Raw genomic sequence first — 23,350 nt, 5'->3', positions numbered from 1 at the left:
GCATCGGTTCGAGGAAGGTCCCGGTGGCGGTGTTGCCGCACCGCCACCGGGGCAGATCGTGGAACCGGCCTTCGACCCTCAGTCCGGTGGCAGCCCCCTCTCGGCGATCTCCGCCATCTCGTCGGGCATCTCGCCGGTCTGATGCCACGCCTGCCATACGTCGAGGCCCGGGAACGCACCGGACGTCAGCTCGTCGAGCAGCGAGCGGCTCCAGGCCGCCTCCGCCTCGAGCATCGCCAGGCCGTACTCGTTCTCGATGAGGAACAGCCGGGGAATGCCCTCGTCGCCGGTCCGCGCGAGCGCCGCCCGCTGGTCGCCGATCGACTCCTCCAGGCGGCCGAGCCGCTCCTGGAGCAGGGCGATCGCCTCCTGCGGAGGCAGCACGGCGAGCACCGAGAGACCCGCCGCGAACCTCGGGTGCTCGGTCCGCGGCACCGAGATCAGCTCCCGGGTCCAGTCGACCAGCTCGCGCTTGCCCGCCTCGGTGATCGCGTAGATCGTGCGCTCCGGGCGGGCGCCCGCCCGGTCGGTCCCGACGACCTCGAGGAAGCCGTGCTTGGTCATGTTCTGGACCACGGTGTAGAGCGAGCCCCACTTGACGTCCATGTCCTGGTCCTTGCCACGGGCACGCATCACCGAAGCCATCTCGTACCGGTGCATGGGCCGGGTGTAGACCGTGGCCAGCACCGCGAGGGCCAACAGATTGCCGACCTTGCGCTTCTCGACCATGACGCCCGCCTTCCGCTTTACTCGTATACGAATATACGCATACGAGTAATGGCCCGCAAGGCCGGATCCGCGCGAGATCAGTCGAGAACCGCCAGAAGCTCCTTGGCGAACTCCTTCGGTGACTCGACCGCCCCGAGGTGCCCGCCCGGGAACTCGACGACCTGGGATCCGAGCAGCTCCGCGAGCCGCGCGACCGGCCCGTACAGCGGCACCTGGGCGCGCGAGTCGCGCCCGGCCGCCGGCACCAGCTTGCGGGCGGCGGGACGGAGCGCGGCCAGGTCGGGAACGGTCGAGGAGAACGGGACCAGCATGTGTCCCAGGAACACCGGCAGGTTGGCGTGCATCCGGGGGGCCATCTCCTGGATCTCGGGCGGCGGTTCGGTCGCCTCCGCCGAGGGCCGGCCCCCCAGCCCTTCGCCGAGCCGGGCCATCGCCGGTCCCGCCCCTTCGGCGCGGAAGACCTCACGCACTTCGGCGAACAGCTCCCGGTGCGGAGCCGGGTCGTCGAGGAGTTCGAGCAGCGGCGGCTCGTGCGCGACGACGCGACGCAGCCGGCCGGGGTGCCGGGCGAGCAGGTCGACCGCCACGATGGCGCCGGAGCTGCAGCCGAGCACGGAGACCTCCTCGTGCGGGCTGAGCAGGTCGAGCAGCCGGCGGGCGTCGTCGCTCCACACGGCCACCTCCTGGTCGGCGAGGGGGCCGTCGAGGGGGCTGCGGGACAGGCCGCGCGGGTCGTAGGAGACCACGGTGTACCGGGTGGCCAGGTCCGCGGCCATGCCCGCGTACAGCCCGGCGTCGGCGGCGCCGCCGGGGATCAGCAGCAGGACCGGTCCGCTGCCGCGCTTTTCGTAGTGGAGGGTGGCACCGGGCACCGTGAGCGTGCCGGTCAGGGGCGTGTTCATCGTGTGCTTTCTTCTCGTCGGGACGGCCAGTTCTCCAGGAGCACGTGAAGCGCGTCGAGCGAGCGCGACCAGGACTCCTGGACGTCGCGAGGGTGGTTGAAACCCTCGCCCAGCTCCAGGTGGATGTAGCCGTGGAAGGTGGCCCGCAGCAGGCGGCCGGCGTCGGTCACGTCGGGCTCGGCCAGGCCGTAGGCGTGGAGCATGCCGTGGGTCAGCTCGATGCTGCGGCGCAGCCCCACCGACCCGGCGGCCTCCTCCGGCGTGATCCGCATCTGGGTCGCCGCGTAGCGGCCGGGGTGGTCGAGCGCGTACCGCCGGTACGCGTCGGCGAAGGCGACGAGCGCCTCCTTGCCCGCCCGCCCCGCCACCGCGATGGCGATGCGCTCGGTCATCTCCTCACCGGCGAGCAGCGCGACCCGTACGCGCAGGTCCCGGATGTTCTTCACATGGGAGTACAGGCTGGCGTCCTTCACGCCGAAACGGCGCGCGAGCGCCGAGACGGTGACGTGCTCGAACCCGACCTCGTCCGCCATCTCCGCCGCCGCCTCCGTGAGCCTGACCGCACTGAGCCCGGCACGAACCATGCGCCACCTCCCGCTTCCTAGGGTCTCTAGGTAAAAACCTAGGAAGAGAAGGCTCGGCCGCGCAAGCGGGTTTCGCGTCAGTCGCCGGGTAGGCGGCCGCCACGGGTGCGCAGGGTGGTCCTGTCGAGGAGGAGGCGGCGCATCGTCCCGTAGCTCACGTCGAACCGCTGGGCGACCTGGCGGATGCTCCAGCCCTGCTCGTACAGGCGTACGGCGTCGTCGGCGGCGGCCGGTTCGTCGGCGGCTCGGGCGTCGGCGAGGAGAGCGCGCAGGCTCGCGCGGGAGTAGCGGCGGTGGCCGCCCGGCGTACGCAGGGGCGACAGGCGGCCCTCACGGGCCCAGCGGGCGATCGTCGTCGTACGGACGCCGAACAACTCGGCGACCTCACGCGGCTTGAGCAGATCGTCGTTGGGAGGGAACTCGTCGGGGAGCACGATTTCTTTCCGGGGAGAGGTCGGTCTGAAAAAACGGGGAACACGTACGGGACCCAGGGCTGGCCACCCGTGGAGCGGTGTCCCACCTGGAGACAAGGCCACAGGTCGAGATGGGGCCACGCGAGGCCGGGGCCACGCACGGGGCCGGGTCATGCACGGGCCGGGTCATGCACGGGCGGCGTCATGCACGGGCCGGGTCACGCGGGGGCGCGGTCACACAGGAGCGGGGCCACGGAGGAGCGCGGTCGCGCAGGAGCAGGGCCACGCAGGAGCGGGGTCGCGTGGGAACGGGGTCCTGCGGGAACGCAGTCGCGCGGGAACGCAGTCGCGCGGGAACGCAGTCGCGCGGGAACGCAGTCGCGCGGGAACGGGGCCACACAGGAGCGCAGTCGCACAGAAGCGGGGCCACGCAGGAGCGCGGGCGCGTGGAAGCGCCGCCGTGCATGGGTGGGGCCACGCAGGGGCGGGGTCGCGCGGGGGCCGAAGGTCACATGCGTGGGCTGGGCGGTGGGGGCTCCGCTGGGCCGGCGTCGCAGAGGGCCCACACCGTCTTGCCGCCCTGTTCCTCCAGTCGCCAGCCCCAGTCCTTCGAGCAACCCTCCACCAGCAGCAGGCCGCGCCCGTCCACCCGGTCCATCGAACGCCGCCGGCGGTCGGGCAGGGCCTCGCTCGTGTCCCAGAACTCGATCAGTACGGTGCCGCCCTGGCGGGTCAGCGAGAGACGGAACACCTCGCCGGTCTTCGTGGCGTTGGTGGCCAGCTCGGCGACGACGATCAGCGCGTTGTCGAGGGCCTCGTCGAGTCCCCACCCGGCGAGCGCCATCTTCGTCAGGAGCCGGGCCTGTTCGGCCGCGATCGGATGCGGCGGGAGGGGGAATCGGTGGATCCGGCTCTCGCCGATTCGGGGTGGCCATGCCGTCTCTTCGGTCTCGGGTATCACTCGCAATTTCCGCCTCTTCATTTTCTGAAATCCGGCGACCAGACTCACACGAGTGATTACACTGAGCTACGAACCGAAGGACACCGATTCATCGCCCCCTTTCTAGATTAACGAAACCAGCCAGATCCGGTTTCGTTCGGAGGTCCCATGGTCGCCCAACGCGAGCCGTACGAAGTCCCGGCCATCCGTGCGTTCGCCGCCGAATTAACGGCCTGGCGCTGCACGATGTCCAAGGTGGAGCTGGCCGAGCGGCTCGGCTACACTCCCCAGCTCATCGGCCAGATCGAGGGAGGTAAGAACATACCCTCCAAGCAGTTCGCCGAAGACTGCGATACCTATTTCAAGACCAACGGCCTCTTCGTGCGACTGTGGACACTGATCATGGAGACCCGCCGCCTGGCCGCGCTACCGCCGGGTTTCTCCAAATATGTCGACCTGGAGGGCAGGGCGGGGACGGTACGAACCTATAGTCTCGTCCTCCTTCAAGGACTCCTCCAGACCGAGGAATACGCACGCGCGATTCTACTGGCCATGCAACCACCGGACACGGTCGATCAATTCGTGAACGCGCGTATGGAACGGCAGGCGATCCTAACCCGGGAAAAGCCGCCGCGTCTGTGGGCCACCGTGGACGAACGAGCCCTGCGCTGCATGCTCGGCGGCCGGGACGTGATGCGAGGCCAGCTCAAGCACCTGCTAGAACTGGCCGAGCGCCCCAACGTCATGATCGACGTGGTGCCACAGGACGCGGCCTCGCACGTCGGCCTTGGCGGCGACCTCGTGCTTCTGAGCTTTGAGAACGAGGCTGACATCGCCTACACCGAATCGGCCGGGCGTGGCCAGGTCGTGGAGGACGCTGCCGGTGTGTCCGATTTCCAAGTAAGGTACGACTTGATCAGGGGGCACGCCCTCCCCGTGGCGGAGTCCCGGAAAATGATCGAGTCGATCCTGGAGGGCCTATGAACTCCCTCGACTGGCGGAAGAGCAGCCGCAGCGACGCGAGCGGCGGCAACTGCGTCGAAGTCGCCGCCCTCTGGCGGAAGAGCAGCCGCAGCGGAGCGAGTGGCGGCGACTGCGTCGAAGTCGCCGTGGTCGAGTCGACTCGGGACTAGTCCCGGAAATTGATCGAGTCCACCTTGGAGCGCCTATGAACTCCCTGGACTGGCGGAAAAGCAGCCGCAGCGGAGGCAGCGGAGGCAACTGCGTCGAGGTCGCCGCCCTCTGGCGGAAGAGCAGCCGCAGCGGAGCGAGTGGCGACGAGTGTGTCGAGGTCGCCGTGGTGGAGTCGGCTCAGGATTAGCGCCTGTCTCAATGGGGCTGGGCCGTGGGTTGTCCACAGCCTCGTCCCGCCGTCTTCCCCGGCGCGGGAGATCCCTGGACAATGGAAGTGGGATCGGCCCCCTGGGTGGGCGGGGCGTGTCCCCGGCGGCGCGTGTCCCCGGCGGCGGGGCTTTGAGGCAGTTCCTCGTCGCGGCGGTCGGGCCGCTGTCAGGCGGCGGCCCGGACTCGGTCGGTGGTCATGGCTTTCGGGCCACGCCCGCGAGGACGATGTGGTCGACGCCGTCGGGCGGTGTGAGGTTCGGGCCGTCGGGCCACCAGTCGCGCAAGAGGGTCAGGCCGGGCTCGACGAGTTCCATTCCGGTGAAGAATCGCTCGATCTCCGCTCGGCTCCGGAAACTTCCCGAGCCCATCGAACTGTTGTTGAACACCTCGGAGATGTACTGGGCGATCCGGCTGCCCTCGCTGCCGTCCGCGGGGTCGTGCCAATGCGTCAGAGCCAGGTACGAGCCGGACGGCAAGAGATCGACATACTCCCGCATGATCTCGTGCGGGCGCTGTTCGTCCGCGACATGGTGAATCGTCGAGCACTGGATCAGCCCCAGCGGACGGTCCAGATCCAGGAACTCGCTGATCGCCGGGTCGCTCAGCAGCTCGCGGGGACGCGTGAGGTCGCCCACCACGAAACGGGTGTTCTTGTTCTCCTCCAGGAGGGCCCGCCCGTGGGACGCGACGATCGGATCGATGTCGACGTACACGACACGAGCGTCACGGTTGACGCGCTGCACCGCCTGGTGCGTGTTCTCCGCGGTCGGCAGGCCCGAGCCACAGTCGAGGAACTGGTCGATGCCGGCCTTCGTCAGAAAGCGCACCGCCCGGATCAGCCAGGCGCGGTGGTCCTGCGCGAACCGTAGGGTCTGCGGAATCTGCTCGATGACCTGCCCGGCGACCGCGCGGTCGACCTCGAAGTTGTCCTTACCGCCGAGGAACACGTCGTACACGCGGGCGATGCTGGCCTTTGTCGGGTCGACCGGAGACCTGACTTCGCGCGTCAATAAAATCCCCCCGTACGAGAATAGACCGATATCCATGGCCATTATGGCGCGGAAGATCACCAGTCACGGTCACTTCCGCCCATCGAGCCGATGTCCGAATCCGAGGGATGGTCGTCCTTGCCGCCATCCCCCGGGACCGGCGACGCTGGGTCCGTGACCTGCCCCGATCGTCTCGTCCTGCTCGTCGTCTACCCCGGTATCCAGATGCTCGACGCCGTCGGGCCGGCCGAGGTGTTCGCGCTCGCGACGGTGGGGCTGCGCGGGCGTGGTTACCGGTTGCTCGTGGCCTCGCCGGACGGCGAGTCGGTGCGCTCGGACTCGGGCCTGCGGCTGGAGGTGGACGCCGGGCTCTCCGACGTCGATGATCCGGTGGACACGCTGATCGTGGCGGGCGGGTTCGGGTTCGACGCGGCGACCACGCCGGAACTCCTCGACGCCGTCGGGTCTCTGGCGCGCCGGGCCCGCCGGGTGTGCTCGGTGTGCAGTGGCGCGTTCCTGCTCGCGGCGGCGGGTCTGCTGGCCGGAAGGTCGGCCACCACGCACTGGCTGGTGTGCGGCGAGCTGGCCCGCAGGTATCCGGAGATCACCGTCGAGCCCGACCGGATCTTCGTACGGGACGGCGACGTGTACACCTCCGCCGGGGTGACCGCGGGGATCGATCTCGCGCTCGCGCTGGTCGAGGCGGACCACGGCACGGAGGTGGCGAGGAGCGTCGCCCGTGGGCTGGTGGTCTTCCTGCAACGACCCGGCGGGCAGTCCCAGTTCTCCGCGCGCCTGGACCACGGGGTCACGGCCGACTCGCCGCTTCGCCCGGTGCTCGACGCGATCACCGCCGACCCCGCCGCCGATCACAGCGTGCCGCGTCTCGCCGAGCGCGCGCACATGTCCGAACGCCACCTCGGACGGTTGTTCGGCGAGCAGACCGGCACCACGCCGGCGAGGTTCGTGGAGCGCGTACGTGTCGAGGCCGCCCGTGACCTGCTCGAACGCTCGGCGCTCCCGGTGGAGGGTGTGTCGCAGCGCAGCGGGTTCCGCAGCGACGAGACCATGCGCCGCGCGTTCCTGCGCGTGCTCGGCGTGGCGCCCAGCGACTACCGCGACCGTTTCCAGTCCGCCCATCCCTCACCGGAGGTTCGTTGATGCAGATCGCCATCGTGCTGTATCCCGGGATCACCGCCCTGGACGCCGTCGGCCCGTACGAGGTGCTCCACCTCATGCCCGACGCGGAGGTACGGTTCGTCGGCGCGGAGCCCGGGCCGGTCGTGGCCGACAGCGGCGTACTGTTCCTCGGCGTCACGCATTCGTACGCCGAGACGCCGGCGCCGGACATCGTGCTGGTGCCCGGATCGTCGGTCGCGACCGCCACCGCGATGGCCGACGAGGAGCTGACCGGCTGGCTGCGCCGGGTGCACGAGACGACCGCCTGGACGACCTCGGTCTGCTCGGGAGCGCTGATCCTCGCGGCGGCGGGCATCCTGGAGGGGGTTCCGGCGACGACGCACTGGCTCGTGCAGCCGATGCTGGCCACGTTGGGCGCCGAGCCCCGGCCCGACCAGCGGATCGTACGGTCGGGAAGGATCGCGACCGCGGCAGGGGTGTCCGCGGGCATCGATCTGGCGTTGTGGCTGGCCGGCGAGGTCTGCGGCCGCGAGCGCGCCGAGGTCATCCAGCTCATGGCCGAGTACGACCCACGGCCGCCGTTCGACGCCGGTCATCCGAGCAAGGCCGCCGAGACCGTACGCGAAAAGGCGCGAGCGGAACTGCTCCAGGCCGTCGCCGACGGCCAGGACGCGATCGCCGTGCCGCAGGCGCCGTGGCGCCAGGCCATCGAATCGTTCCGCGGCCACACGCATTCTTGAAGTGGCCGTCGTGCATCACCCGTCGGCGAGGCGTTGGATGGTGGCGCTCAGCCAGGCCTGGAGGTCAGCGGGGTCGCCGAGTTCGGAGCGCAGGACCCGCCGGCGGGTCGAGACGCCGAGCACGAAGGCGTCGATCGCCGCGGCCCGGCTGCGGGCGCTCGCGTCGTCCAGGCCGCTGTCCCGCAGGTAGCGGTGCAGCGGCTCCAGCGAGTTGGTGTCCAGGAAGGCGGCCAGCGCCTCGGCCGCCTCCGGGCGTTCGCCGGACGCGCGTTGCAGCACCAGCAGCGGATCCTCCCCGGACGCACCGAACCAGCGCTGGACGATGCTCGCCGCCAGGCGCGAGCCCAGCGCGGAACGGTCGCCGCCGAACGAGTCGGAGACCGGGATCTCCACCTGGGTCGCCGCCAGGAAGAGGCCGTCCTTGCCGCCGAAATAGCGCGTGATGAGGTTGGGCGACACGCCCGCCGCGTCGGCCACGCCTTTGACCGTGGTCGCCGCGTACCCGTGCTGGGCGAACCGGCGTTGCGCGTGCTCCAGGATCCGCTGCCTGGTGGCGGCCGCGTTGCGCGAACTCATGTGTATCAGCGTACACATCTATGTGTACGCTGATACACATGAACGAGGACGTACGGGAACGACTCCGGCGGACGCGGCGTGTCACCAGCCCGTGGACCGACGACAAGACGCGCGGCATCACCGGCACCCGCCTCGACGAACTACTCCAGCGCTGGGCGAACGGGTACGACTGGGGCGTACACGAGCGCCGCATCGGCGAACTCCCCTGGGTGACGGTACGGGCAGGCGACACCGACCTGCGTGTGATCCACCAACGGTCCGAGGATCCCGGCGCCCCGGTCGTCGTGCTGCTCCACGGCTGGCCGGACTCGGTGTTGCGGTTCGAGCGCGTCCTGCCTCTGCTCACCGACCTGCACGTGGTGGTTCCCGCGCTGCCGGGCTTCCCGTTCGCGGCCCCGCTCACCACGCCCGGCATGTCGGTCGACCGGATCGCCGGGATCGTCGCGGACGCTCTCGATGAGCTCGGCTACCCGAGGTACACGGTGTCCGGCGGCGACGTGGGCGGCACCGTCGCGGAGATCCTCGCGGCCGAACACCCGGACCGGGTGGCCGCCCTGCACCTCACCAACGTCGCCCCGCAGCGCGTCCTCACCGCGGACCCGGCGAAACTCGCGCCCGACGCCGCGGCCTACCTCGGCCGGGCGGCACAGTGGTTCCGTACCGAGGGCGGGTACATCGCGGAGCAGTCGACGCGGCCGAACACGCTCGCCGTCGCCCTCGGCGACTCACCCGCGGGCCTCGCGGCGTGGATCGTCGAGAAACTGGAGTGCTGGTCCGACGACTCGGCCTTCACGACGGACGAGCTCCTCACCTGGGTCACCGCCTACTGGGTCACCGGCACGATCGGCACCTCCTTCGCCACCTACGCGGAACCGGTCCCCCTCCCCGGCCGGGTCGACACGCCGACCGTGCTCTCGGTGTTCCCGCACGACAGCAAGCCGGAGCCGCGAAGCTACGCCGAGGCGTTCCTCAACGTTCGCGAGTATGTGCAACACCGTGCCGGCGGCCACTTCGCGGCCTGGGAACAGCCCCGGGCCTACGCCGACGACGTACACCGGGCGGTCCGGCTCTCCACGAGTGCTCCTCAGCCGCCCGTGTGATTCCCTGCCCACACCGCGGGGGTTCGGCCCGACCACGGGCTCGCCTGCTCGAGTTGTCCGGCGAGGCGGAAGAGGCGGCCTTCGAGCCCGTAGCCGGCAGCGAACTGCATACCGATCGGGAGCCCCGTCTCCGCATCGGCCGTCACCGGCACGGACATGGCGGGCGTGCCCGCCACATTGAACGCCGTGGTGAACGGCGCGAGGTCGAGGATGCGGCGAAGCCAGCCAAGGCCGTCCAGCGCCTCGACGTCCTCGGCATGGGTGCCCAAGGGCACGGGGAGCTCCGGCAGGGTCGGGGTGAGCAGCACGTCGTGAGTGTCGAAGTACCGTGCCAGGCTTCGGGCGATCCGGTTCCGGACGGCGAGAGCGGTGACGAACTGCGCTCCGCTGACCCGCTGTCCGTAGTGGTAGCCGGCAAGGGTGGGCGGCTCGAGGGTTGAGGAGTCGATGGGCCGGTCGAAGGCGGCGGCCAGCTCATCGATCGAGGCCGTGAGATTCGCCGTCCACTGACGGGCGGCGGCCAGGACGAACTCCTCCCAGTCGACCCCGAGGTCGACCTTGACCTCCTCCACCTGGTGGCCGAGGGATTCGAGCAGGCCTACGGTGCGAGAGAGAGCATCGGCGACCGGTGGGGTGGTGCGGCGTCCGCCCCACGCCTGGGCGAGGACGCCGATCCGCAGCGAGCCCGGGTGGCGGGTGACCTCCTCCGCGTACGGCCGGGACGGCTCCTGGGCGAAGTAGGGGTCGCCCGGTTCCGGGCCGCGGATCTGGTCGAGCAGTGCCGCGCTGTCGCGTACCGTGCGGCTGACGCTGCCGTGCACGGCCAGGCCGTTGAAGCTCTCGTCGACATCCGGACCCATGGAGACCCGGCCACGGGTGGGCTTCAACCCGAAGAGGCCGTTGTAGGCGGCGGGGATGCGGAGCGAGCCGGCGGCGTCGGTGGCGTGTGCGATCGGGACCACCCCGGCGGCGACGGCCGCACCCGCGCCGCCACTGGATCCCCCTGCGCTCCGCTCCAGGTTCCACGGGTTGCGGGTCGCGCCGTACAGCACTGGTTCCGTCGTGGTGCTGTAGGCCAGCTCCGGTGTCGCCGTACGCCCGAACGTCACGAGGCCGGCGCGACGGAAGCGCCGCATCAGGAAGGAGTCGGCACCGGCGACGTTGCCCACCGCGAGACGGCTGCCCAGCTCCATTCGTCTCCCGGCCATGGAGACTCCGATGTCCTTGATCAGGAAAGGAACCCCGGCCAGCGGTGTGCTGCCCGGGTCGGGGTCGTCGTCGGTGGGCCATGTCTCCACGATGGCGTTGATCCGCGGATTGACCGCCTGCGCGGCCTCGCGTGCGGCTGCCTCCAGTTCGGCCGGGGTCACCTCGCGTTCGGCCACCAGTTCCGCGAGCCCGACCGCGTCGAAGCTCGCATACTCGGCGATTCTCACTGTCACTCCCCTGCAGAAAAACGATACCTCTGGGTCTCTTGTGATACCGGACGGTATCATGGGGGACTGGCTGGTATCGTAGCGGGGAGTGAGGGATCCCACGATGGGACTGGACATCTACGGAGCAGTCATGGCACCGACCGCCAGAAGGCCGAGCAGGGTGGCGAAACTGCCGCCCCGTGAGCGCATCCTCGACGCGGCGGAAGAACTGTTCCAAAGCGAGGGGATCCGGCGGGTGGGCGTCCAGGCGATCGCCGAGAAGGCCGAGACCACCAAAATGGCGATCTACCGGCACTTCGAAACCAAGGACGCGCTGGTCGCGGAGTGGCTGCGGATCGTCGCCGCCGACTACCAGGCGGCCTTCGACCGGGTCGAGGCCGAACACCCTGGCCGGCCCAGGGAGCAGATCCTGGGCCTGGCCCGCTTCATCGCCGAGGGACTGCCGGCGATCTCGCACCGGGGCTGCCCGTTCATCAACTCGATCGCCGAGCTGCCCGACCGCTCCCATCCCGCACGGCAAGTGATCGAGAAGCACAAGGCCCGCCAGACCCGCAGACTGGTCGGCATGTGCGCCGAGGCCGGGCTGCCCGACCCCGAGCAGGCCGCGGCCGAGATCACCTTCGTGCTCGAAGGCGCCCAGGTCAGCACGCAGAACGGAAGCATCGATCAGGCAGGTGATCGACTAATGAGGATCGTCGAGGCGATCGTAGATCAGCACCGCTCTCCCCTCGGCACATCCCGGGCGACCTCCGACTGACCCGCGCTAGTCCCGAGGCCGTCCACCTCGCATGAGCGAGGCGAAGGCGGCGACGGCCGCGAGCACCGCCGACACGGCGAAGACCACGACGAGGCCGTGGTGGAACGGCGCCGCGATCAGGTGCGGGAAGAACTCCCGGCCGGTGAGGGTCTGGCGGTTCGCCGGGGAGAGGGTGGGCAGGGCTCCGGTGGGCGCGAGCAGCGACTCGATCGGGTTCACGCCGAGGATCGCGGCGAACAGCGACGACACCGGCGGAAGCGCGCCGACCTGGTGGGCGACGCCGGCGGACACGCCGTACCGCTGAAGGCCGCCGGTCAGCGTGTGCGGCAGGCTGCCCGCCAGGCCCGCGATCATCAGCGAGAAGAACACCCCGATCGACAGTGACGTGCCGGAGTTCTGGAACGTCGAGCGCATCCCCGACGCCGCGCCGCGCTGGCGGGCGGGCACGCTGCTCATGATGGCCGAGGAGTTCGGCGAGCTGAACATGCCCGTACCGATGCCGTTGGCGGCGATGAGCAGGGCGAACGCCCCGTACGAGAAGTCGGCGGGCAGCAGCATCAGCCCGACGAAGCTGGCGCCGAACACCACCATCCCGGCCGTGGCGAACCCGCGGGCGCCGAACCGGTCCGACAGCAGCCCCGAGATCGGCCCGGCCACGAGGAACCCGCCGGTCAGCGGCAGCAGGAAGATCCCGGCCCACAGGGGCGTGTCGCTGTAGTCGTAGCCGTGCAGCGGCAGCCAGATGCCCTGCAACCAGATGATCAGCATGAACTGCAGGCCGCCCTGGGCCAGGCGGGTCGCGAAGCTCGCCGCGTTGCCCGCGGTGAACGCCCGGATGCGCAGCAGCCCGATCTGGAACATCGGCTGCGCCACCTTGGTCTCCACCACGGCGAACACCGCGAGGAGCAGGACGCCGCCGATCAGCGCGCCGTACACCGTGGGGTTCGTCCAGCCCATGGAGTGATGGCCGTACGGGTGGATGCCCTCGGTGATGGCGACGAGCACCGCGCTCAGCCCGACGGCGAACGTGATGTTGCCCCACCAGTCGATGCGGCCGGGGTTGCGCTCGCCGTTGTCGCGGAGCCGGCGGTACGCCCACCAGGTGCCGAAGACACCGACCGGCACGTTGACCCAGAAGACCGCGCGCCAGTCCCAGATCGCCAGCAGTCCCCCGGCCACGAGGCCGACGAACTGCCCGGCCAGGCCCGCGACCTGGTTGATGCCGAGCGCGAAACCGCGCTGCCGCGCGGGGAACGCGTCGGTGAGGATCGCGGCGGAGTTGGCGGTGAGCATGGAACCGCCGATCGCCTGGAGCATCCGCCAGCCGATCAGCCACATCGCCCCGCGCTGCCCCTGGAACGGGTCGAACGACAGCAGGATCGACGCGACGGTGAAGACGAGGAACCCGGCGTTGTAGATCTTCACCCGGCCGTACATGTCGCCGAGCCGCCCGACGGGGACGACGAAGACCGCCTGGACGAGCCGGTAGCCCATGATCATCCAGAGCAGGTAGCCGACGTTGGCGGGCGCGAGCGGGTTCAGGTGGATGCCGCGGAAGATCGCCGGTAGCGCGATGAGGACGATCGACCCGTCGAGCACGGCCATGAACACGGCCGCCGTGGTGTTGGCGAGGGCGACCCATTTGTACCGGTCCCCCGGCCGCTCCCGCTCGTCGTCTCGTACCCGGTCGTCGAGCCGGTCACGGTCGCCCGGCCGCGCGGTGGACGCCATCAGATGCTCTGCGCGAGGCGCTCGATCAGCGGCACCGCCGCCATGAGCCGACGCAGCTCTTCTGGGGTGAACTCGGCGGCCAGGACCTGGGCGATCTGCTGGATCCGCGCGGTGCGCTTGTCGCGCAGCAGCGCCCGGCCCGCCTCGGTCACCGACAGCACGACGCGCCTGCCGTCCTCGGGATCGGGCCGCCGGTCGACCAGGCCGCGCGACTCGAGAGCGCCGAGCGTGGCACCCATCGACTGCGGACTGATCTGCTCCGCGCGGGCCATCGCACTCGCCGTGGTCGGCCCGGAACGGTCGAGCCGCGAGAGCGCGGCCGTCTCGGGAAGGGTGAGCTCCTCCTGAACCGGCACCTGCCGCATCCGTCTGCGGAACAGGCTCATGCTGACGAGCAGCGCCGCGGCGACGTCCTCCGCGCCCAGATCATCCGTCATGTCCGTAAGGCTAGCCTGATAAGACTGGCCTTATCAATGTGCCGGCGCGGAAGGGCTTCGCCGAGGGGTCATCCGCCGGCGGCGTGGGACGTTCCGTCGCGGCGGCGCCGGGTGCCGTCGATGAGCGTGCCGACCAGCTCGGCCGTTCCCCTGGCGCCGTCGAGGTCGTCGGCGTGCCGCCGGAGCTGTACGAGCGGTCCGACCTGGTCGAGCACGATCTCTTCCTCGGCCAGGACGAAGGCGAGGGTCAGCAGTGCCGCACGCGCGTTGCCGTCGGAGAACGGATGGAAGAAGCAGACGTCGAGGTAGGCACGGGCGGCACGCGACGCGACCGGCACCCCGTCCTCCCGGCTGTCGGCCAGGCACGCCGCGAACCGCTCGGGTGTGTCCTCGTCGAGCCCGTAGCGCTCCCGGCCGCCCTTGGCGAAGGCCACGCCGCTGCGGAACGGCGCGCGAGGCACGCCCAGGACGGTCCGCTGCCAATCCGCCAGCAGCCCGAAGTCAAGAGTCCTGCCCGCGGCGGCGTCTGCCCGCACCCGCTCGTACGCGACCAGCAGCCGTCGCGCCCGTAGCGGGTCGCGCGCGTTCTCGACCGTGGCGATCCGATGGACGATCCCGTCCCGGCGCCCGTGTACCGAGCCGTCCGGCCCGCCGGATCTGTGGCGGACCTCCCGCCAGGCCACGCGCTCGCGGATCTCGCACCAGCTGCGCAGGTGGTCGCCGGTCACGGCCCGGCCCGGCAGACGCACCGGCTTGAGTCTCCCGTAAGGGGAGATGCCAGGCTGAAGGGCATGGACGGCGACACTCTGTACCCGATCGGCGAGCTGGCCCGGCGGACCGGTCTCACGGTCAAGACCATCCGGTTCTACTCCGATCGCGGAATCGTGGCGCCGACGGACCGCAGCCCGGCCGGCTACCGCCTCTACAGCATCGATGCCGTCGCGCGCCTGAACCTCGTACGGACCCTGCGGAGCCTGGGACTGGACCTCCCCATGATCCGCAAGGTTGTCGACCGGGAGCTCTCCCTTCCCGAGGCCGCCGCGACGCACGCCGAAGCCCTGGCGGCGCAGATCTGCGCCCTGCGCCTGCGGCACGCGGTGCTGACGGCGGTGGCCGAACGCGGACTCACCGATGAGGAGACCGATCTTATGCACCAGCTGGCCCGGCTGTCCGAGGACGAACGCCGGCATCTCATCGGAGACTTCCTCGACGCCGTCTTCGGCGGTCTCGGCGTCGGCTCCACGTTCGCGGGGATCATGCGCTCGATGACCCCGGAGCTGCCCGGCGACCCCGAGGCCGAGCAGGTCCGGGCCTGGGTCGAGTGGGCCGAGCTCGCACTGGACCCGGACTTCCGCGCCGGCATGCGGCGGATGGCGGAGGACCAGGCGGCCGAACGGGCATCGATCACGGGACCGCGCCGCGACCTCGCCGCGGTCGTCCAGGACCAGGCCGTTCCCGCCCTGGCGGCCGGCATCGCCCCGGCCTCGCGCCGCGCCGATCCGATCGTCGCGGCACTGACGGACCACTACGCGAACCTCCTCGACCGGCCCGACGACGCCGAGCTTCGCCGCCGGCTGCTGGCCCGGCTGGAGAGCGTGACCGACCCTCGCCGGGATCGGTACCTCCGGTCGCTCGCCGTGATCAACGGCTGGCCCGCCCCGGAGAGTGTGGCCCCGGCGTTCGGCTGGTCCGCCCAGGCCGTGCGCGTAAGGATCGAACGGTAGTGGAGGCGTCGGGGCGGAACGCCGCCGCGTACGATCGGCCGGTGAGCGACACCGTCATCCTGCGTACGGCCGCGCCCGCTCTCATTCTTCGTCCGTGGCGCACAGAGGACGTGCCCTCACTGGTCGAGGCGCATCGGGATCCCGTGCTCCGCCGCTGGACGGGCTCTGCCGTGGAGGACCACGCCGACGCGATGCGATGGGTACAGGCTCAAGAGCGGAAATGGGCGGCGGGAGAACGGTTCGGCTTCGCCGTCCTCGACCCCTCAGCCGGCGCATCGCTGGTCGGCAACGTCGTCCTCAAGGACGTGACTCCCGGCGAACCGTCGGCCGAGGTGGGCTACTGGACCGCGGCGTACGCGCGCGGCCGTGGCGTGGCTCCCCGCGCTCTGGAGGCTCTCACGAGCTGGGCCTTCGACGCCTTCGGGACCGGCGGCCTGGAGCGTCTCGAACTCCTGCACCAGGTGGACAACGCGGCCTCGTGCCGCGTGGCTGAGAAGAGCGGGTACGACTTCGACCGAACCCTGCCCCCGCTGCCGCCCGGCTTTCCCCGCGAGGGTCATCTGCACGTACGGCGCGGGGACGCCTGACGCCCGTCAGTCGCGGTCCGGCGCGGCGACCGCGTCCTCGGCGGCGCGGGCGAACCGCTCGGCGACGTCGGTCACCAGGGTCTCGGCGGGCCCGACCCAGCTCTCGAACCGGCCGCCGATGGCCTGGTCGACCAGGTGCCCGGCCACGCCGTCCGCGACACCCCACCGGGCCAGGAACCAGGTCAGCACCTGCGCGCAGTGCCCGTACCAGGCGTCGCCCGCGCCCGTACGGTCCACCACGTGGTGGACCAGGTGCACGGCGGCGCGCTCCCACACTTCGTCCCTGTCGACGGGGTCGCCCAGCGGGAAGCGCTCGAACCGTTCCGCGAGGTCGTCCAACCACCCGCGCCACTCGACCAGCGAGTCCGCCACGCAGGCCACGGTCTCGTCGGCACCGGTGATCGAGTCGTTCGGGCAACACCAGGTCTGGACGGGGCCTCCGCCGAAGTCGCCCTCGTCCACGGCCCAGCGCCATCCGGCCGCCCACCGCCCGTACCGCTCGATCAGCGCACGTGTCATCGAGTCCGCCCACGCCGCGCCGACCTCGTGCGACCAGGCGATGACGTGCCGCTGTCCGGCCTGGCCCGCGGGGCGTGCCGGCACCGCCGACGCGGGCGCGAGTCCCCGTACGACCTCATGCGCCGAGGCGGCGTCGAACGGGTGGCGTCCCGGGTCGACCTCGTCCCAGGTGAGCGTCCGCGGGGTCAGCCGGTGGTCCATGCCGCGAGCATGACACGCCGGCGACCGTCCACGCGGAGGGTTTTCAGCGCAGAGCGGCCGCGAGGAAGTCGATGGAACGGCGGATCTCGGGAAGCTCGCCGACGGGAGGCACATTGAGGTGGCCGTGGGGCATTCCCCGGGCGAGCATGGTCTGCGACGGCTGAACCGGGCGGCGGGCTCGCGCGCTCCTAATCCTCGTCGGCGAGGCAGAGGAGGGTGATCCGCGCGTTCCTTTTGTCGACGATGACGAAGGTGTTGTTCGCGGGAATGTATCGGTCGAAGAAGCCGGCCCAGGCTCGCTCCGTGTGATGGATCAGGAATTCGTCGTAGCGGTCCTCGATGATGGCGTGGACGAAATCACCGGCCATGCGCTTGGCCTCGACGGGTGAGCCGTGAAACTTCTCGTAGCAGCCGCCGGCGTACAGCAGTGCCGCCAGGATCCCGTCCAGGGCGAAAGAGTTTCCGGGCAGCCATTCGCAACCCAGGGACTTCTTGTCCAGCCGATGCGGCGCCCCCAGCTCCGGCAGCGCGGTCCGGACCGCCTCGGAGGTCAGGAAGTGCTCGAAGAACCCGTACTCTTCCAGGCGGTTATGGCTGGCGAACCACTGGGCCACCTCGTCGTCGTCGACCGCCCGGAACGATGCGAAGAGCGCGCCGCCGTTCGCGAACAGCCGTCGCAACTCGGCGAGCATCGCATCGATCGCGGAATGTTCGAGCAAGACCTGTTCGAATCTCAGGCGTTCCCTGGAACGCGCGATCGCGTGCTTGTCGGGGAGATTCGCTTTCCAGTCGATTTCGAGCCAGCGATCGGTCACCACCGGACCCTATCCGAAAGCTAACTCGACGCGGCCTTCGCGGGAATCTCAGGTGCGCCGGCGGCGGCCAGGGGCGCGGTGAGGGGGTGGAGTTCGCCGAAGACGTCGCAGAGGAGCCCGTCGAGGTCGCGATCAGGGTCCAGGAACCAGACGGCGGCGGCGTGGGTGAAGGCGGCCATGCCGACGTGGGCCACCAGTGAGGCGGTGGATTCGGACGCGCCCCGGTCGCGCAACGCGCTCGCCAGGGCCTCGGTCATGCCGGCGTTCTTCGCCTGTTCTCGCTCGCGGAGCGCCGGCGTCGCGGCGATGATGCGATGCCTCGGCACGGAGAACGGGCGGTTGCCCTCCAGCAGGGGCACCACCGTACGGAGGGACCACAGCAGGGCCGGCAGCGGAGCCAGGGAGTCGGGGGCGCCGGCCACTCCGGCGACCAGGGCGTCGCGCACGGTCTTCTCACCGTCGAAGAGGACTTCGCGCTTGTCGGCGAAATGCCGGTAGAAGGTGCGCTCGGTGACGCCGGCCCGCGCGGCGATCTCGGCCGTCGTGACCCGGTCGAAGCCGCGTTCGGCGTACAGGTCGAGGGCTGCTTGCTGAAGGCGCAGGCGCGCCGGCCCTCCATCGCGCGGCATCTCCCCAGTATAGGCCGGTATCGACAGAGGCTGTCATTACGACCGTCCCAGGGCGCGCCGGCCCCAGAGCACGTAGCGACAGACTCTGACGTTACGTGGTAGCGTTCCGAGGTAGCGACAGTCTCTGTCGTTATCCTCTGTCATCATCCGCTCAGGGAGAGCGTCATGCATGTCTTCGTCACCGGCGGTTCCGGGCTCACCGGTCCCACCGTCGTCTCCGAGCTCATCGCGGCGGGTCACACGGTCACCGGCCTGGCTCGCTCCGACACCGCCGCGTCCCGGCTGGAGGCGCTCGGGGCCCGGCCGCACCGTGGCTCACTGGAAGACCTCGAGAGCCTGCGGACCGGCGCGGCCCAGGCCGAGGGCGTCCTGCACATGGCCTTCGGCGGCGACTTCGCCGACCCCGAGGACCTGGTCAGACGCGATCGTACGGCGATCAACGCGCTCGGCGAGGCCCTGGTCGGGTCCGGCAAGCCGTTCATCAGCACGTCGGGCACCCTGGTCATGCCCGCCGGGCGGGTGAGCACCGAGCAGGACCCGCCCGACCCGGACTCGTTCGCCGCCTTCCGGATCCCGGGCGAGCAGGCGTGCCTCGGGTTCGCCGGGCGGGGAGTGAGGGCCTGCGTGGTCCGGCTCGCGCCCACGGTTCACGGCCCCCGCGACTACGGATTCATCCCGATGCTGATCGCGACCGCCCGGAAGACGGGCGTCTCCGCGTTCATCGGCGACGGCGCCAACCGCTGGCCCGCGGTCCACCGCGTCGACGCGGCCGGCCTCTTCCGCCTCGCGCTGGAGAAGGCGCCGGCGGGCAGCGTGCTGCACGGCACCGGCGAGGCCGCGGTCGCCTTCAAGAGCATCGCCGGAAAGATCGGCGAGATCCTCGGCGTGCCCACCGTGTCCCTGACTCCCGAGGAGGCCGCCGCGCACTTCGACAGCCCGTTCATGGCCACCGTGTACGGCGCCGACATCCCCGTCTCCAGCACCCACACCCGGACGCTGCTCGGGTGGTCGCCGACCCACCCGACCCTGCTGGAAGACCTGCAGAACGGCGACTACTTCGCCCAGCCCGCGCCCACGCCCTGATCAGGGCTACGCCGGGGCCGTCCCCTCGTCACCGCTGAGAAGACTCTGCCGCGCACGACGGGACGGCCCGGCACCGCCTCCGTCAGCCGTCGCCCGAACGCGCGAGGAGCGGCAGCGAGATGCTGTCCGCGATGGCCTGCTGACCGGCGATGTTCGCGTGGATCCCGTCGCCGTTGTCGTACGACGGGTTGATCGCGTTGGGGTGCAGCGGGTCCTTGAGGACCTGGTCGAAGTCGAGAACCTCGTCGCAGTGGTCGCTGCAGTCGTTCCACTTGTGCACGAAGCTGTCGACCGCGTAGCGGTAGAGGTTCATCTGGTCGGTGTAGATGGGCCGGGGCGTGATCGGCGTGACGTACACCTTGACCCCGGCCTGCCGGAGACGCTGGAACACCGTGTCGTAGCTGCTGAGGATCTGGTCCGCGGTGCAGTCGTCCTGCAGGTCGTTGGTGCCGTAGTAGTAGATCACCGCGGTCACGCCGTGGAGCGCGAGCACGTCGCGGTCCAGCCGCGCGGCGGCCTCCAGGCCCTTGACCCCGTCGGGCTCGTGCACGCACTCGGGCGAGCTGGTGGTGCCGCCGATGCCGGCGTTGGCGATGGCGACCTGCCGGCGGGCGGGCAACTCCGTGACGACGCGGCGGGCGAGGTCGTCGGCCCACCGCCGGTTGTTGCCCGTGACGGTGCATCCGGGGCCGCAGTTGGTGCTGCCCGTACCGTCCACGACCGAGCTGCCGTAGGCCACGACCGTGCCGGCCAGGTGGGTGTTGCGGACGTCGACGGCGCTGACGAGGTAGGTGGAGGTGACCTTCTGGGTGTACGCCGCGCCGGAGGCGTCGGCCACGTGGTTCCCCGCTCCGGCGGCCGTGACGTAGTTGTCCCGCAGGGCGGAGCCGTGCAGGCCCGGCACCGCCTGGCCGGCCAGGTACATGCTCACCGCGATGTCGTCCTGCGGTCGCGTGCCGATCCGGATCGGATTGCTCCAGACCTCACCGCCCGGCGCGATCGTCACCGAGGTGACGGCGCGGTGGTCCGGACCCGGGAACGTCGCCGGATGGCTGCCGCCCACGATGGCGGCGCCGTCACCGCTGACGGCCACGGCGACCGCGTCGACGGTGAGCGGAGAGGTGCCGAACTGGTTCTGGATCCGCACCCGCAGCGCGTCGCCGCCCTGGCTGAGATGCGTGATCATACGGACCGACTGGTTCTTCAGCATGGTGTTCGCCAGGCCTTGCTGCGACTGCGCCCACGAGGTGAACCACGCGCCCTTGCCACCGTGTGACGCGCCGTCCGCGCTCGCGGACCCACTGGAGCCGGTGATGCCGGCGGCTGCCAGGAAAACGCCGATCGCCGCGGCGAGTTTCCCCATGCGAATTCGCTTCATGACTTATGAACGTACATTTGTCATTAAAAGCCGTAAAGCATCAAAAAACGCCCCCGACGGCACTCGTCGAGTCCTACGGCGCGCGGGCAGGCGGCGCCGTCACGTCCGGCCCCTCATCGCCCGGGGCCCGGGCGGGGGGTCAGCAGCCGAGGAGGCGGGTGGCGAGGAAGGCCTCCACCTGGTCGAGGCCGATGCGCTCCTGGGCCATCGAGTCGCGCTCGCGTACGGTCACGGCGTTGTCGTCGAGCGTGTCGAAGTCGACGGTCACGCAGTACGGCGTGCCGATCTCGTCCTGGCGGCGGTAGCGGCGGCCGATCGCACCCGCGTCGTCGAACTCGACGTTCCAGCTGCGGCGGAGCTGCGCGGCCAGGTCACGCGCCTTCGGCGACAGGTCGGCGTTGCGCGACAGCGGCAGCACCGCGACCTTGACCGGCGCGAGGCGGTGGTCAAGGCGCATGACCACGCGCTTTTCCATCTTGCCCTTGGCGTTCGGCGCCTCGTCCTCGCTGTAGGCGTCCATCATGAACGTCAGCACGCACCGGTCGACGCCGGCCGCCGGCTCGATCACCCACGGGACGTACCGCTCGTTCTTCTCCTGGTCGAAGAAGGACAGGTCCTGGCCGGAGTGCTTGGCGTGGGTGGACAGGTCGTAGTCGGTGCGGTTCGCGACGCCCTCCAGCTCGCCCCACTCGCTGCCCGGGAAGTCGAAGCGGTACTCCACGTCCACGGTGCGCTTGGCGTAGTGGGCGAGCTTCTCCTTCGGGTGCTCGTACAGCCGGAGGTTCTCCTTGTTGATGCCCAGGTCGACGTACCACTGGAAACGGGTGTCGATCCAGTACTGGTGCCATTCCTCATCGGTGCCCGGCTCGACGAAGAACTCCATCTCCATCTGCTCGAACTCGCGCGTGCGGAAGATGAAGTTGCCCGGCGTGATCTCGTTGCGGAACGACTTGCCGATCTGCCCGATGCCGAACGGCGGCTTGCGGCGCGCGGCCTGCTGCACCAGCGAGTAGTTGATGAAGATGCCCTGCGCCGTCTCGGGCCGCAGATACGCCAGGCCGGACTCGTCCTGCACCGGGCCGAGGTAGGTCTTGAGCAGCCCGCTGAACTCCCGGGGCTCGGTGAACGCGCCGCGCGTGCCGCAGTCGGGGCAGACCAGGTCGGCCAGGCCGTTCTCCGGGGCCTTGCCGTGCTTGGCCTCGTACGCCTCGGCGAGGTGGTCGGCGCGGTGCCGCCTGTGACACGACTGGCACTCGGTCAGCGGGTCGGTGAACTCGCGTACGTGGCCGCTGGCCTCCCAGACCTCACGGCCGAGGATCACGCAGGAGTCGAGGCCGACGACGTCGTCACGGCCCTGCACCATCGACTTCCACCACTGGCGCTTGACGTTGTTCTTCAGCTCGACGCCGAGCGGCCCGTAGTCCCAGGACGCCCGCAGCCCGCCGTAGATCTCACTGGAGGGGAAGACCAGACCCCGGCGCTTGCTGAGGTTGACGATGGTCTCCATCACATCGGAACGACGGGCCATGAGTGATCTCCATCCGGCTGGCGGTCGGCGGTTTTCCGCGAAATACGACGTATGGCGCCCGACCTCACCGACCTGCGGTGACGGCCTCGGCGCCCAGGATCAGCTTAGGACACCACCGGTGATGCCACGCCCCGAAACGCCCCGCGACGCCACCGGAGTGTCATCCCGCACCACCCGCCCCGGCCACGGAACCGGCCGGGCCGTCGTCAGGTCGTGGCCACGAGCAGGTCCTCCCCGCTCGCCGGGCGCAGGCCGTCGGCCCGTCCGGCGAAGTAGCGCTCGGCGAGCGAGGCGCCCGGCACGTGCCGTACGGCGGCGAACCCCGCGTCACGCGCCGCCGCCAGCATCTCCTCCGGCGTGTAGAAGCTGACGAACGGTGTGCCGGAGGCCCGCGCGCCGCCTTCGGCCGCCCGGAGTCCCGGACGGTCGGCGGCGTCGAGGAGGCCGGCCGGCAGCAGGAACGTCATGGCGAGCGTCGAGCCGGGGGCGAACCCGGCGATCTGGCGCAGTGTGGCGGCGTTGGCGTCCTTGGTGAGGTACATCGTGACGCCGGTCGAGACGACGACCGCCGGGCGGCCGGGGTCGAAGCCGGCCGCGGGTAGCCGCCCCCACCAGGATCCGTCCTCCTCGAAGTCGACCGGCACCAGCCGCAGCCACTCGGGGACGCCGTGGCCGAGCTCGGCCAGCCGCCGGCGCTTCCACTCCTGCGGACCGGGCCGGTCGACCTCGAATATCCGCAGACGGTCGGCGAACTCCGGCCTGCGCTGGGCGAAGGTGTCCAGGCCCGCGCCCAGGATCACGTACTGGCCGACACCGCGGCCGGCCTGCTCGGCGACCAAATCCTCGATGAACCGCGCACGGGCCACGATGGACGCGCGGTACCCGGCGGTGGCCCGCGGGTCCATGTCCGGGCGGCCCCGCCAGCCGTCATCGGGGTCCACCAGGCGCAGGCCGACCTCGTCCTCGATCACGTGCGGCGGCGCGTCGGCCTGGACGTGCATCGCCCGCCACAGCGCCACCCGTACGGCGGTGTGGTCCGGCGCCACGGCCTCCTCGCCCGCCACGGCG

The 23,350-nt window shown here is 70.5% G+C and carries 27 protein-coding genes; 10 read left to right on the top strand and 17 right to left on the bottom strand.

The window, feature by feature from the left end; translation table 11 throughout:
* Positions 1-78: 78 nt before the first annotated feature.
* From OG417_RS18565 to OG417_RS18545, 5 genes are all read right to left on the bottom strand, one after another.
* Entirely contained in the window at positions 79-729 is a 651-nt protein-coding gene (locus tag OG417_RS18565; protein WP_329257308.1) for a PadR family transcriptional regulator, read from the bottom strand.
* 77 nt (positions 730-806) lie between these two features.
* Positions 807-1,631 (bottom strand): alpha/beta fold hydrolase, encoded by an 825-nt coding sequence (locus OG417_RS18560; RefSeq protein WP_329257305.1) that lies wholly within the window; start codon positions 1,629-1,631, stop codon positions 807-809.
* Positions 1,628-2,215, bottom strand: a complete 588-nt coding sequence (locus OG417_RS18555; RefSeq protein ID WP_329257303.1) for a TetR/AcrR family transcriptional regulator — start codon at positions 2,213-2,215, stop codon at positions 1,628-1,630. The genes OG417_RS18560 and OG417_RS18555 overlap by 4 nt, the downstream gene beginning before the upstream one ends.
* Before the next feature lie 77 nt (positions 2,216-2,292).
* Positions 2,293-2,649 (bottom strand): helix-turn-helix domain-containing protein, encoded by a 357-nt coding sequence (locus tag OG417_RS18550; RefSeq protein ID WP_329257302.1) that lies wholly within the window; start codon positions 2,647-2,649, stop codon positions 2,293-2,295.
* A gap of 487 nt (positions 2,650-3,136) precedes the next feature.
* On the bottom strand, positions 3,137-3,595 hold the full coding sequence (locus tag OG417_RS18545; RefSeq protein WP_329257299.1) for an ATP-binding protein: 459 nt from the start codon (positions 3,593-3,595) through the stop codon (positions 3,137-3,139).
* A gap of 141 nt (positions 3,596-3,736) precedes the next feature.
* Between OG417_RS18545 and OG417_RS18540 the strand changes: the two genes are divergently transcribed.
* From OG417_RS18540 to OG417_RS18530, 3 genes are read left to right on the top strand one after another with little or no spacing between them, the layout of a single operon-like run.
* Positions 3,737-4,552, top strand: a complete 816-nt coding sequence (locus tag OG417_RS18540; protein ID WP_329257296.1) for a helix-turn-helix domain-containing protein — start codon at positions 3,737-3,739, stop codon at positions 4,550-4,552.
* Entirely contained in the window at positions 4,549-4,701 is a 153-nt protein-coding gene (locus OG417_RS18535) for a DUF397 domain-containing protein (protein WP_329257293.1), read from the top strand. Before OG417_RS18540 ends, OG417_RS18535 begins: the two co-directional genes overlap by 4 nt.
* Before the next feature lie 35 nt (positions 4,702-4,736).
* Positions 4,737-4,889: a DUF397 domain-containing protein gene (locus tag OG417_RS18530; protein ID WP_329257290.1), complete on the top strand. Its 153-nt coding sequence runs from the start codon at positions 4,737-4,739 to the stop codon at positions 4,887-4,889.
* A gap of 217 nt (positions 4,890-5,106) precedes the next feature.
* Here OG417_RS18530 and OG417_RS18525 read toward each other — a convergent pair whose 3' ends face one another.
* Positions 5,107-5,958, bottom strand: coding sequence for an SAM-dependent methyltransferase (locus tag OG417_RS18525; protein WP_329262378.1), 852 nt, complete (start codon positions 5,956-5,958; stop codon positions 5,107-5,109).
* A 168-nt stretch (positions 5,959-6,126) separates the two neighbouring features.
* On the opposite strand from OG417_RS18525, the gene OG417_RS18520 reads away from it, so the two are divergent.
* Both OG417_RS18520 and OG417_RS18515 read left to right on the top strand, forming a co-directional pair.
* A complete protein-coding gene (locus OG417_RS18520; RefSeq protein ID WP_442875752.1) occupies positions 6,127-7,062 on the top strand; it encodes a GlxA family transcriptional regulator in 936 nt (311 codons plus the stop codon).
* Positions 7,062-7,781: a DJ-1/PfpI family protein gene (locus OG417_RS18515; protein WP_329257283.1), complete on the top strand. Its 720-nt coding sequence runs from the start codon at positions 7,062-7,064 to the stop codon at positions 7,779-7,781. The genes OG417_RS18520 and OG417_RS18515 overlap by 1 nt, the downstream gene beginning before the upstream one ends.
* A 15-nt stretch (positions 7,782-7,796) precedes the next feature.
* Here OG417_RS18515 and OG417_RS18510 read toward each other — a convergent pair whose 3' ends face one another.
* Entirely contained in the window at positions 7,797-8,357 is a 561-nt protein-coding gene (locus OG417_RS18510; protein ID WP_329257280.1) for a TetR/AcrR family transcriptional regulator, read from the bottom strand.
* A gap of 38 nt (positions 8,358-8,395) precedes the next feature.
* On the opposite strand from OG417_RS18510, the gene OG417_RS18505 reads away from it, so the two are divergent.
* Entirely contained in the window at positions 8,396-9,457 is a 1,062-nt protein-coding gene (locus OG417_RS18505; RefSeq protein WP_329257277.1) for an epoxide hydrolase family protein, read from the top strand.
* Here the strand turns inward: OG417_RS18505 and OG417_RS18500 are convergent.
* Positions 9,442-10,893 (bottom strand): amidase, encoded by a 1,452-nt coding sequence (locus OG417_RS18500; RefSeq protein ID WP_329257275.1) that lies wholly within the window; start codon positions 10,891-10,893, stop codon positions 9,442-9,444. The two genes, OG417_RS18505 and OG417_RS18500, sit on opposite strands and share 16 nt — an antisense overlap.
* 130 nt (positions 10,894-11,023) lie before the next feature.
* On the opposite strand from OG417_RS18500, the gene OG417_RS18495 reads away from it, so the two are divergent.
* A complete protein-coding gene (locus tag OG417_RS18495; RefSeq protein ID WP_329257272.1) occupies positions 11,024-11,650 on the top strand; it encodes a TetR/AcrR family transcriptional regulator in 627 nt (208 codons plus the stop codon).
* A gap of 6 nt (positions 11,651-11,656) precedes the next feature.
* On the opposite strand, the gene OG417_RS18490 is transcribed toward OG417_RS18495, so the two are convergent.
* The 3 genes from OG417_RS18490 to OG417_RS18480 all read right to left on the bottom strand — a co-directional run bounded on the left by OG417_RS18490 (position 11,657) and on the right by OG417_RS18480 (position 14,567).
* Positions 11,657-13,381, bottom strand: coding sequence for an MFS transporter (locus OG417_RS18490; protein WP_329257270.1), 1,725 nt, complete (start codon positions 13,379-13,381; stop codon positions 11,657-11,659).
* Complete coding sequence (locus tag OG417_RS18485) at positions 13,381-13,818, bottom strand: MarR family winged helix-turn-helix transcriptional regulator (RefSeq protein ID WP_329257268.1); 438 nt, start codon at positions 13,816-13,818, stop codon at positions 13,381-13,383. Before OG417_RS18485 ends, OG417_RS18490 begins: the two co-directional genes overlap by 1 nt.
* 68 nt (positions 13,819-13,886) lie before the next feature.
* A complete protein-coding gene (locus tag OG417_RS18480; protein ID WP_329257266.1) occupies positions 13,887-14,567 on the bottom strand; it encodes a Fic family protein in 681 nt (226 codons plus the stop codon).
* A gap of 42 nt (positions 14,568-14,609) precedes the next feature.
* Between OG417_RS18480 and OG417_RS18475 the strand changes: the two genes are divergently transcribed.
* Both OG417_RS18475 and OG417_RS18470 read left to right on the top strand, forming a co-directional pair.
* Positions 14,610-15,542, top strand: coding sequence for a MerR family transcriptional regulator (locus OG417_RS18475; RefSeq protein ID WP_329257263.1), 933 nt, complete (start codon positions 14,610-14,612; stop codon positions 15,540-15,542).
* Between the two features lie 41 nt (positions 15,543-15,583).
* A complete protein-coding gene (locus OG417_RS18470; protein ID WP_329257259.1) occupies positions 15,584-16,129 on the top strand; it encodes a GNAT family N-acetyltransferase in 546 nt (181 codons plus the stop codon).
* 6 nt (positions 16,130-16,135) lie between these two features.
* Here the strand turns inward: OG417_RS18470 and OG417_RS18465 are convergent, their stop codons facing one another.
* The 3 genes from OG417_RS18465 to OG417_RS18455 all read right to left on the bottom strand — a co-directional run bounded on the left by OG417_RS18465 (position 16,136) and on the right by OG417_RS18455 (position 18,293).
* The gene (locus tag OG417_RS18465; RefSeq protein WP_329257256.1) at positions 16,136-16,849 is read right to left on the bottom strand and encodes a hypothetical protein; all 714 of its coding nucleotides are present in this window, start codon (positions 16,847-16,849) and stop codon (positions 16,136-16,138) included.
* A gap of 188 nt (positions 16,850-17,037) precedes the next feature.
* A complete protein-coding gene (locus tag OG417_RS18460) occupies positions 17,038-17,664 on the bottom strand; it encodes a hypothetical protein (protein WP_329257253.1) in 627 nt (208 codons plus the stop codon).
* A gap of 20 nt (positions 17,665-17,684) precedes the next feature.
* Positions 17,685-18,293 (bottom strand): TetR/AcrR family transcriptional regulator, encoded by a 609-nt coding sequence (locus OG417_RS18455; RefSeq protein ID WP_329257250.1) that lies wholly within the window; start codon positions 18,291-18,293, stop codon positions 17,685-17,687.
* A 165-nt stretch (positions 18,294-18,458) separates the two neighbouring features.
* Between OG417_RS18455 and OG417_RS18450 the strand changes: the two genes are divergently transcribed.
* Complete coding sequence (locus OG417_RS18450) at positions 18,459-19,376, top strand: SDR family oxidoreductase (RefSeq protein WP_329257247.1); 918 nt, start codon at positions 18,459-18,461, stop codon at positions 19,374-19,376.
* Positions 19,377-19,458: 82 nt separating this feature from the next.
* Here the strand turns inward: OG417_RS18450 and OG417_RS18445 are convergent, their stop codons facing one another.
* From OG417_RS18445 to OG417_RS18435, 3 genes are all read right to left on the bottom strand, one after another.
* Positions 19,459-20,754: an SGNH/GDSL hydrolase family protein gene (locus OG417_RS18445; RefSeq protein WP_329257244.1), complete on the bottom strand. Its 1,296-nt coding sequence runs from the start codon at positions 20,752-20,754 to the stop codon at positions 19,459-19,461.
* 139 nt (positions 20,755-20,893) lie between these two features.
* Entirely contained in the window at positions 20,894-22,282 is a 1,389-nt protein-coding gene (locus tag OG417_RS18440; RefSeq protein ID WP_329257240.1) for a glycine--tRNA ligase, read from the bottom strand.
* 206 nt (positions 22,283-22,488) lie between these two features.
* Positions 22,489-23,346 (bottom strand): class I SAM-dependent methyltransferase, encoded by an 858-nt coding sequence (locus tag OG417_RS18435; protein ID WP_329257237.1) that lies wholly within the window; start codon positions 23,344-23,346, stop codon positions 22,489-22,491.
* Positions 23,347-23,350: the final 4 nt, after the last annotated feature.

This window comes from Actinoallomurus sp. NBC_01490 (assembly GCF_036227085.1).
GTDB lineage: Bacteria > Actinomycetota > Actinomycetes > Streptosporangiales > Streptosporangiaceae > Actinoallomurus > Actinoallomurus oryzae.
The sequence above is the reverse complement of the archived record's forward strand: the minus strand, read 5'-3'. Positions and strand labels throughout refer to the sequence as shown.

What these genes read in the sequence shown, in the direction of transcription:
- OG417_RS18565 (WP_329257308.1), bottom strand. Translation starts at nt 729, where the DNA reads ATGGTCGAGAAGCGCAAGGTCGGCAATCTGTTGGCCCTCGCGGTGCTG.
- OG417_RS18560 (WP_329257305.1), bottom strand. Translation starts at nt 1,631, where the DNA reads ATGAACACGCCCCTGACCGGCACGCTCACGGTGCCCGGTGCCACCCTC.
- OG417_RS18555 (WP_329257303.1), bottom strand. Translation starts at nt 2,215, where the DNA reads ATGGTTCGTGCCGGGCTCAGTGCGGTCAGGCTCACGGAGGCGGCGGCG.
- OG417_RS18540 (WP_329257296.1), top strand. Translation starts at nt 3,737, where the DNA reads ATGGTCGCCCAACGCGAGCCGTACGAAGTCCCGGCCATCCGTGCGTTC.
- OG417_RS18535 (WP_329257293.1), top strand. Translation starts at nt 4,549, where the DNA reads ATGAACTCCCTCGACTGGCGGAAGAGCAGCCGCAGCGACGCGAGCGGC.
- OG417_RS18530 (WP_329257290.1), top strand. Translation starts at nt 4,737, where the DNA reads ATGAACTCCCTGGACTGGCGGAAAAGCAGCCGCAGCGGAGGCAGCGGA.
- OG417_RS18525 (WP_329262378.1), bottom strand. Translation starts at nt 5,958, where the DNA reads ATGGATATCGGTCTATTCTCGTACGGGGGGATTTTATTGACGCGCGAA.
- OG417_RS18520 (WP_442875752.1), top strand. Translation starts at nt 6,127, where the DNA reads ATGCTCGACGCCGTCGGGCCGGCCGAGGTGTTCGCGCTCGCGACGGTG.
- OG417_RS18515 (WP_329257283.1), top strand. Translation starts at nt 7,062, where the DNA reads ATGCAGATCGCCATCGTGCTGTATCCCGGGATCACCGCCCTGGACGCC.
- OG417_RS18510 (WP_329257280.1), bottom strand. Translation starts at nt 8,357, where the DNA reads ATGAGTTCGCGCAACGCGGCCGCCACCAGGCAGCGGATCCTGGAGCAC.
- OG417_RS18505 (WP_329257277.1), top strand. Translation starts at nt 8,396, where the DNA reads ATGAACGAGGACGTACGGGAACGACTCCGGCGGACGCGGCGTGTCACC.
- OG417_RS18495 (WP_329257272.1), top strand. Translation starts at nt 11,024, where the DNA reads ATGGCACCGACCGCCAGAAGGCCGAGCAGGGTGGCGAAACTGCCGCCC.
- OG417_RS18490 (WP_329257270.1), bottom strand. Translation starts at nt 13,381, where the DNA reads ATGGCGTCCACCGCGCGGCCGGGCGACCGTGACCGGCTCGACGACCGG.
- OG417_RS18485 (WP_329257268.1), bottom strand. Translation starts at nt 13,818, where the DNA reads ATGACGGATGATCTGGGCGCGGAGGACGTCGCCGCGGCGCTGCTCGTC.
- OG417_RS18475 (WP_329257263.1), top strand. Translation starts at nt 14,610, where the DNA reads ATGGACGGCGACACTCTGTACCCGATCGGCGAGCTGGCCCGGCGGACC.
- OG417_RS18465 (WP_329257256.1), bottom strand. Translation starts at nt 16,849, where the DNA reads ATGGACCACCGGCTGACCCCGCGGACGCTCACCTGGGACGAGGTCGAC.
- OG417_RS18455 (WP_329257250.1), bottom strand. Translation starts at nt 18,293, where the DNA reads ATGCCGCGCGATGGAGGGCCGGCGCGCCTGCGCCTTCAGCAAGCAGCC.
- OG417_RS18450 (WP_329257247.1), top strand. Translation starts at nt 18,459, where the DNA reads ATGCATGTCTTCGTCACCGGCGGTTCCGGGCTCACCGGTCCCACCGTC.
- OG417_RS18445 (WP_329257244.1), bottom strand. Translation starts at nt 20,754, where the DNA reads ATGAAGCGAATTCGCATGGGGAAACTCGCCGCGGCGATCGGCGTTTTC.
- OG417_RS18440 (WP_329257240.1), bottom strand. Translation starts at nt 22,282, where the DNA reads ATGGCCCGTCGTTCCGATGTGATGGAGACCATCGTCAACCTCAGCAAG.